Source organism: Plasticicumulans sp. (assembly GCF_035331805.1).
Taxonomy (GTDB): Bacteria; Pseudomonadota; Gammaproteobacteria; order Competibacterales; family Competibacteraceae; genus Plasticicumulans.
The window spans coordinates 1-7,877 of sequence record NZ_DAOLKE010000164.1 but is presented as its reverse complement, the minus strand read 5'-3'; the positions used below and the strand labels follow the sequence as shown (position 1 = coordinate 7,877).

4 protein-coding genes are annotated in these 7,877 nt (G+C 71.3%); all 4 read left to right on the top strand.

All coding sequences use genetic code 11. The annotated features are described in order from the left end of the window. Positions 1-264: 264 nt before the first annotated feature. Entirely contained in the window at positions 265-555 is a 291-nt protein-coding gene (gene groES / locus PKE44_RS11975; protein ID WP_324551446.1) for a co-chaperone GroES, read from the top strand. A 102-nt stretch (positions 556-657) separates the two neighbouring features. After that, positions 658-2,301 (top strand): chaperonin GroEL, encoded by a 1,644-nt coding sequence (gene groL, locus PKE44_RS11970; RefSeq protein ID WP_324551443.1) that lies wholly within the window; start codon positions 658-660, stop codon positions 2,299-2,301. Positions 2,302-2,467: 166 nt separating this feature from the next. After that, positions 2,468-4,852 (top strand): DUF945 family protein, encoded by a 2,385-nt coding sequence (locus PKE44_RS11965; RefSeq protein WP_324551442.1) that lies wholly within the window; start codon positions 2,468-2,470, stop codon positions 4,850-4,852. Between the two features lie 135 nt (positions 4,853-4,987). Further along, a partial coding sequence (glnE, locus tag PKE44_RS11960) for a bifunctional [glutamate--ammonia ligase]-adenylyl-L-tyrosine phosphorylase/[glutamate--ammonia-ligase] adenylyltransferase (protein WP_324551440.1) occupies positions 4,988-7,877 on the top strand: 2,890 nt, incomplete at its 3' end.

Genomic DNA, 7,877 nt, shown 5'->3' with positions numbered 1-7,877 from the left:
GCACCGGGCGCGCGCGGACCGCAGACCCTGGAAGGCGAGTACCGGCGCGAGGACTGACGCCGCCGGCCCGGGGACGGCGGCGTCCGGGGTCCGCTGCCCATTCCCGGCGCTCTTGAAAGCCGCCTGTGCGGCCCCATTTCCGGCTGCGTCCCTTGACAGGGGACAGTCGCTGCCTAATATCAGCACTCGCTCAAGGTGAGTGCTAACAAGTCCGGCACCGCCCGTCCTCCACAACCCAACCCTCGTATTTCTGAGGAGATTCGCATGAGCCTGCGCCCCCTGCATGACCGCGTCATCGTCAAGCGTGTCGAGGAAGAGACCAAGTCCGCCGGTGGCATCGTCCTGCCCGGCAACGCAGCCGAGAAGCCGTCGCGCGGCACCGTGCTCGCGATCGGTCGCGGCAAGATTCTCGAGAACGGCGACGTGCGCCCGCTCGACGTGAAGGTCGGTGACCACGTCCTGTTCGGCAAGTATTCGGGCAGCGAAGTCAAGATCGACGGCGACGAAGTCCTCGTGATGCGCGAGGACGAGATCATGGCCGTCATCGAGAAGTGATCCGGCGCCCGCCGCCGATCGCCTGACTGCCTGATCACCCGTTCGTCCGTTCCAGAATTCATTTCCTGAATTCCATCCAGAATTCCCGAGGTTTCCGAAGCAATGGCTGCCAAAGACGTAAAGTTCGGTGATGACGCCCGTTCGCGCATGGTGCGCGGCATCAACATCCTGGCCAACGCGGTCAAGGTCACCCTCGGTCCGAAGGGCCGCAACGTCGTGCTCGACAAGGCCTTCGGCGCCCCGACCGTGACCAAGGACGGCGTCTCCGTCGCCAAGGAAATCGAACTGTCCGACAAGTTCGAGAACATGGGCGCGCAGATGGTCAAGGAAGTCTCCTCGAAGACTTCCGATGTCGCCGGCGACGGCACGACGACCGCGACCGTGCTGGCGCAGGCCATCGTCCGCGAAGGCATGAAGTCGGTCTCGGCCGGCATGAACCCGATGGACCTCAAGCGCGGCATCGACAAGGCCGTGCAGGCCGCCGTCGGCGAACTCGCCAAGCTGTCCAAGCCCTGCGCCGATGACAAGGCGATCGCCCAGGTCGGCGCGATCTCCGCCAACGGCGACGAGCAGATCGGCCGCATCATCGCCGACGCGATGGCCAAGGTCGGCAAGGAAGGCGTGATCACCGTCGAGGACGGTTCGGGCCTGGAGAACCAGCTCGATGTCGTCGAGGGCATGCAGTTCGATCGCGGCTACCTGTCGCCGTACTTCATCAACAACCAGCAGTCGATGGCCGCCGAGCTCGACGGCCCGTACATCCTGCTCTGCGACAAGAAGGTCTCGAACATCCGTGACCTGCTGCCGGTGCTCGAAGGCGTCGCCAAGTCCGGCAAGCCGCTGCTGATCATCGCCGAGGATGTCGAGGGCGAGGCGCTGGCGACGCTGGTCGTCAACACCATCCGCGGCATCGTCAAGGTCGCCGCCGTCAAGGCGCCGGGCTTCGGTGACCGCCGCAAGGCCATGCTGCAGGACATCGCGATCCTGACCGGCGGCCAGGTGATCTCCGAGGAAGTCGGCCTGACGCTGGAGAAGGCCTCGCTCGCCGACCTCGGCACCGCCAAGAAGGTCGTCGTCGCCAAGGAAAACACCACGATCATCGACGGCGCCGGTTCCGAGGCCGAGATCAAGGCCCGCGTCCAGCAGATCCGCGCGCAGATCGAGGAAGCCACCTCCGACTACGACCGCGAGAAGCTGCAGGAGCGCGTCGCCAAGCTCGCCGGCGGTGTCGCCGTGATCAAGGTCGGTGCCGCGACCGAAGTCGAGATGAAGGAAAAGAAGGCCCGCGTCGAGGACGCGCTGCACGCCACGCGCGCTGCGGTCGAGGAAGGCGTGGTCCCGGGCGGCGGCGTCGCGCTGATCCGCGCGCTGCAGGCGATCAAGGGCGTCAAGGGCGACAACCACGATCAGGACGTCGGCGTCGCGATCGCGCTGCGCTCGATGGAAGAGCCGCTGCGCCAGATCGTCGCCAACGCCGGCGAGGAGCCGTCGGTGATCCTGAACACCGTCGCCGGCGGTGAGGGCAACTACGGCTACAACGCCGCGACCGGCGTCTACGGCGACATGATCGAGATGGGCATCCTCGATCCGACCAAGGTCACCCGTTCGGCGCTGCAGAACGCCGCCTCGGTCGCCGGCCTGCTGATCACCACCGAAGCCATGATCGCCGAGCTGCCGAAGAAGGAAGAGCCGGCCGCCGGTGGCATGGGCGGCATGGGTGGCATGGGCGGCATGGACATGATGTAAGTCCGTGCGCCGGCGGCCGCCCGCGTGCGGCCGCCTCGCCTGACCAGAGCCCCGCTTCGGCGGGGCTCTGTCTTTTCGGGGCTGCCTGCGGCCGGTGCCGTACCGCAGGCTCCGCCGGCGTGTGGAATACTCGCGGCCTGCGCGGCGGAGGGCGCCGCATCGAGGCATGGCGGACATCATGGGCAAGGCGATCTGGGCAGGCGTGGGGCTGGTGGCGGTGGCCGTGGCCGGCGTCGTCGGCGGGGCGGCGTGGGGCGGGCGCGAGGCGGAACGCCAGTACCGCGACTGGCTCGCAACGCTGGAGGATCCGCAGGCCGGCCTGCACGCGAGCAGCCTCGCCTACGAGCGCGGCCTGTTCAGCGCCACGGCGCGCACGCGCATCGAATGGCGGGCGCCGTTCGCCGCCGCCGATGCGCCGCCGCTGGCGCTGATCGCCGAACACCGCGTCCAGCACGGCCCGATCGCACCGGCTGACTGGCTCGCCGAAGGCCGCTGGACGCCACGCCTCGGCGCGATGCGCACGACGCTGCACGTCGATCCGGCCAGTGCCGCGGCGCTGCCGGGGCTGCGCAGCGCTCCCGAGGCGGCGCGCATCGATTCGCAGATCGGTTTCGATGGCGGCAGCACGCACGACGTGACGATCGCCGCGCTCGACTACGCCGATGCCGCCAGCGGTGACGCGCTGCAGTTGAAGCCGCTCACCGGCCGCTACGTGCTCGACCGCCAGCGGCATCTGCGCGGCGAACTGCACGGCGACGGCCTGACGCTGCGCTTCAGCGTCGCCGCCCCGCCGCCCGAGGCACCGGCGGTGCCCGAGCTGCCCGATGCCGCCACCGGCGCGGCCCCTTCGGCCGATGAAGGCAGCCAGACGCCGCCGCCGAGCCCGCAGGGGCCGCTGCCGCGCGAGCCGCGCATCGTCGATGCCGGCGGGCTGAAGTTCGATTTTGACCAGACCGTGCAGGCCGGGGGCTACTGGCCCGGGCAGGCGACGATCGCCGCGCAGCGCATCGCGGTCGGTGATGGCAGCGGCGAGCCGCTCGCCGCCTTCGAGCAGCCGCAGGTGCGCGTGACGCTGGCGAGTGCCGACGGCCAGCTCTACGACCTGCGCGAGGCCTTCTCGGTCGAGCGCGTGCTCGCGCACGGCCAGAACGTCGGGCCGCTGCGCTTCACGCTGGTCGGCGAGCGGCTGGCGCGCGCCGCGCTCGATGACCTGCGCGGCTTCTACCGCACGCTGGCGCAGGCCGGCGGCCCGGCTTCGATCGAGGAGCCGGCCATGCAGGCGCAGCTCGCGGCGATCGGGCGCAAGGCGATCGCGGCCCGGCCGCGCTTCGGCTTCACCGACATCGACCTGCGCCTGCCCGGCCAGCAGCCGGTCACCGGCCGGCTGCTGATCGGCCTGCGCCCGCCGGCCGAGGACAATCTGCCGCCGCAGGCCTTCCTGCGCGAGGCGCTCGACACGATCGACCTGCTGATCGACGCCCCGGCGCTCGCCTGGGGCGAGGCCGGCAACGCCGGCGCCGATTCCGGCCGCATCGAGGGCCTGCGCTTCACGGCGACCGCCACGCCGGGGCTCGCGAGCGTCGATGCCGATTTCCGGCTCGACCGGCTGGTCACGCACGTCATCGGCCTCGCCGGCCCGACCGACGTGACGCTGAGCGGCCTGCGCGGCGACAGCCGCCAGAAGCGCGGCCAGACGACGCTGCTGATCGGCGATGCCAATGTCGGGCTCGACGAGCTGCACGTGACCGGCGGTGCCGGCGAGGAGCCGAGCAACCTGAAGCTCAGCCGCTTCACGATCCAGGTGCTCGCCACCGAGGACGGCGAATACCTCGGCTTCCGCGAACGCTTCGCGCTGGAGGCGCTGGAGCTCGACGGCAAGCCGCAGGGCCGCGGCGAGCTGAGCCTCGTCGCCTCGCGCCTGCACGGGCCGACGCTGCTGAAGCTGCAGCGCGCCGGCGACGAGTTCTCGACCCTGAGCCCCGGCAGCACGCCCGATCCGACGGCCCTGATCGCGGCGATGATGGAATTCCTGCCTCACCACCCGGTGCTCGCCTTCGAGAACGTGCACATCGAGAAGACCGGCGAGCCGCTGCCGCTCGATGCGCGGCTGGCCCTGACGCTGCAGCCCCCGACCGATCCGTCGGCGCCGGATGCCGCGCTGCAGTACCTGCAGGCCGCGCAGGGGCAGGTGGCGGTGCCGGAGTCCTTCGTGCTTGCGCTGGTCACCGAGCAGGTGCACACGGCCATGGCCAACGAGGCCGAAATGGCCGAGATGGAGCGCCGCATGCAGCAGGAGGAGGCCGGTGCCCAGGCCGATCCGGACCGCCCGGAGGCCGGCACCGAGCCCGACACGCCGCTGCCCGAACCCGACCCGCAGCAGGTCGCCGAGCGCGCCCGGCAGGTCTACGACGAAAACCTCGCGCAGCTGCTCGCGCAGGGCTGGCTCAAGCGTGCCGACGGGCGCCTGAGCACCGTCATCGACTACCGCGAGCGCAAGCTGACGCTGAACGGCGTGGAGCTGCCGGTCGCGCAGATGCTCGGCGGCGAGTGAGCCCGGCCACCCTGCACTGACCTGCGTCAGCCGGCGGCCACGCGCCGGCTGCCAGCGCGCGCACCGGCGGCTACGCTGGAGCCTGCCGCGCCGATGCACCCCTTCGGTGCAGACGCCGGCAGGAGGCGCACCACCATGCATGAACTCGATTCCGTACTGGCCACCGTGCCGCAGCCACTGCGTCCGGGCGTGGCCCTGCACTGGCAGCGCTACTGCGAGGCCTGCGCACGCGACGGCATCGAACCGGTTGCCGCCGGCTGGCACGCCGCGCTGGTCCGGGTCTGGGCCTGCAGCGACTTCGTCGCCGAAAACTGCACGCGCACGCCGCGCCTGCTCGCCGGGCTGATCGCCGGGGAGGCGCTCGCGGCGCCCGACATGCCCGGCGCGATCGGCGGGCGCGTGGCTGCGGCGCTCGCGGATTGTTCCGATGAGGCCGTGCTGTCGGCGCGCCTGCGCACGCTGCGCCGGCGCGAGATGGTGCGCATCGCCTGGCGGGATCTGTCCGGCGCGGCGAAGCTCACCGAAACCCTCGAAGACCTGAGCGCGCTCGCCGATGCCTGCGTCGATGCCGCGCTGACCTGGCTGTACGACGCGGCGAGCCGGCGCCACGGCGAGCCGCGCGACGAGCGCGGGCGCGCGCAGCGGCTGGTCGTGCTCGGCATGGGCAAGCTCGGCGGGCGCGAGCTGAATTATTCGTCCGACATCGACCTGATCTTCGCCTTCCCCGAGCACGGCAGCACCGCCGGCCCGCGGCCGCTGGAGAACCAGGAGTTCTTCCTGCGTCTGGCGCAGAAGCTGATCCGCGTGCTCGATGCGCTGACCGCCGACGGCTTCGTGTTCCGCGTCGACATGCGCCTGCGGCCGTTCGGCGATTCCGGGCCGCTGGTGGCGAGCTTCGCGGCGCTCGAAACCTACTACCAGTCGCAGGGCCGCGACTGGGAGCGCTACGCGATGATCAAGGCGCGGGCGATAGCCGGCGACCTCGAAGCCGGCGAGCGCCTGCTGGAGACGCTGCGGCCCTTCGTGTTCCGCCGTTATCTCGATTACGGCGCCTTCGAGAGCCTGCGCAACCTCAAGGCGATGATCGCGCAGGAGGTCGAGCGCAAGGGCCTGCAGGACAACGTCAAGCTCGGCCCCGGCGGCATCCGCGAGATCGAGTTCATCGGTCAGGCCTTCCAGCTGATCTACGGCGGACGCGAGCCGCCGCTGCGCGTGCGCGGCATCCGCGAGGTGCTTGAGCGGCTCGCCGACAGCCGCCGGCTGCCCGAGGACGCCGTCGATCGCCTGCAGCATGCCTACGACTGCCTGCGCCGCACCGAGAACCGCCTGCAGGCCTGGCAGGACCGCCAGACCCACCGCCTGCCCGAGGACGACACCGGCCGGCTGCGGCTGGCGTTCTCGATGGGCTTTGCCGACTGGCCGGCCTTCCGCCAGACGCTCGATGCGCACCGCAGCTTCGTCGCCGAACGCTTCGCGCAGGTGTTCGCGCTCGGGCGCGAGGCGCCGGTCGCCGAGGGCATGGCCGCGCTGGCGGCGGTCTGGCACGAGACGGTCAGCCGCGAGGCCGCCGCCGCGCGGCTCACCGCCGCCGGCTATGACCATCCGCCGGCCGCGCTCGAAGCGCTGGACCGGCTGCGGGGCAGTCTCGCGTACCGCTCGATGAGCGCGCACGGCCGCGAGCGGCTCGACCGGCTGATGCCGGCGCTGCTGCGCGAGGCCGGCAACGGCCCGCAGCCGGCGGTGACGCTGGCGAGGCTGGCACCGCTGCTCGAAGCCGTCGCGCGCCGCTCGGTGTATCTGGCGCTGCTGCACGAGAAGCCGGTGGCGCTGGGCCAGCTGGTCGCGCTCGCCGGGGCCAGCCCGTGGATCGCCGAGCAGCTGACGCGCTTCCCGGTGCTGCTCGATGAGCTGCTGAACCCGGCCGTGCTCTATGCGCCGCCCGGCCCCGAGGCGCTCGCCGCCGAGGTCCGGCAGATGCTGTCGCGCGTGCCCGAAGGCGATCACGAGGCGCACCTGCTGGTGCTGCGCCAGTTCAAGCAGATCAACGTGCTGCGCGTCGCCGCCGCCGACGTGAGCGGGGCGCTGCCGCTGATGGTGGTCAGCGATCACCTGACCGCGATCGCCGAGACCCTGCTGCACGAGGCGCTGGTGCAGGCCTGGGCCGACGTCACCGTCCGCCACGGCCTGCCGCGCTGCGTCGTCGACGGCGTTGCGCGCACCGCCGGCTTCGCGATCATCGCCTACGGCAAGCTCGGCGGCCTCGAACTCGGCTACGGCTCGGACCTCGATCTGGTGTTCCTGCACGATTCCGCCGGCGAGGAGCAGGAAACCGACGGCGAGCGTCCGCTCGACAACGCCACGTTCTTCGCGCGGCTCGCGCAGCGCCTGATCCACGTGCTGACCGCGCCGACCGGGGCCGGCGTGCTCTACGAGATCGACACCCGCCTGCGCCCGAGCGGTCGCGCCGGCATGATGGTCGCAAGCATCGACGGCTACGCCGCCTACCAGCGCGCCGGGGCCTGGACCTGGGAGCATCAGGCGCTGGTGCGCGCGCGCCCCGTGACCGGCTCGGCGGCGATCGCCGAGCGCTTCTGCGCGCTGCGTCAGGAAGTCCTCGCCCGCGTGCGCGAACCGGCCGTGCTGCGCCGCGAGGTGCGCGAGATGCGCGAGAAGATGCGCGAGCACCTCGGCTCGCGCAATCCGGCCGCCTTCCACCTGAAGCAGGACCGCGGCGGCATGGCCGACATCGAGTTCATCGTCCAGTACCTGGTGCTCGCCCACACGGCCGAGGAGCCGATCCTCGTGCGCTACACCGACAACGTCCGCCAGCTCGCCGCGCTCGAAGCCACCGGCATCCTGCGCTCGGCCGACGCCAACCTGCTGCGTGACGCCTACCGGCAGCTGCGCCGCCGCGCGCATCTGGCGAAACTTCGTGACGAGCCGGCGACGATCACCGGCGACGAGTTGAAACCCTACCGCGACGGTGTCGAGCGGCTGTGGCAGCGGATCATGGAAGCGGAGGACT

Coding starts and splice junctions, on each gene's coding strand:
- groES (WP_324551446.1), top strand. CDS start 265: ATGAGCCTGCGCCCCCTGCATGACCGCGTCATCGTCAAGCGTGTCGAG.
- groL (WP_324551443.1), top strand. CDS start 658: ATGGCTGCCAAAGACGTAAAGTTCGGTGATGACGCCCGTTCGCGCATG.
- PKE44_RS11965 (WP_324551442.1), top strand. CDS start 2,468: ATGGCGGACATCATGGGCAAGGCGATCTGGGCAGGCGTGGGGCTGGTG.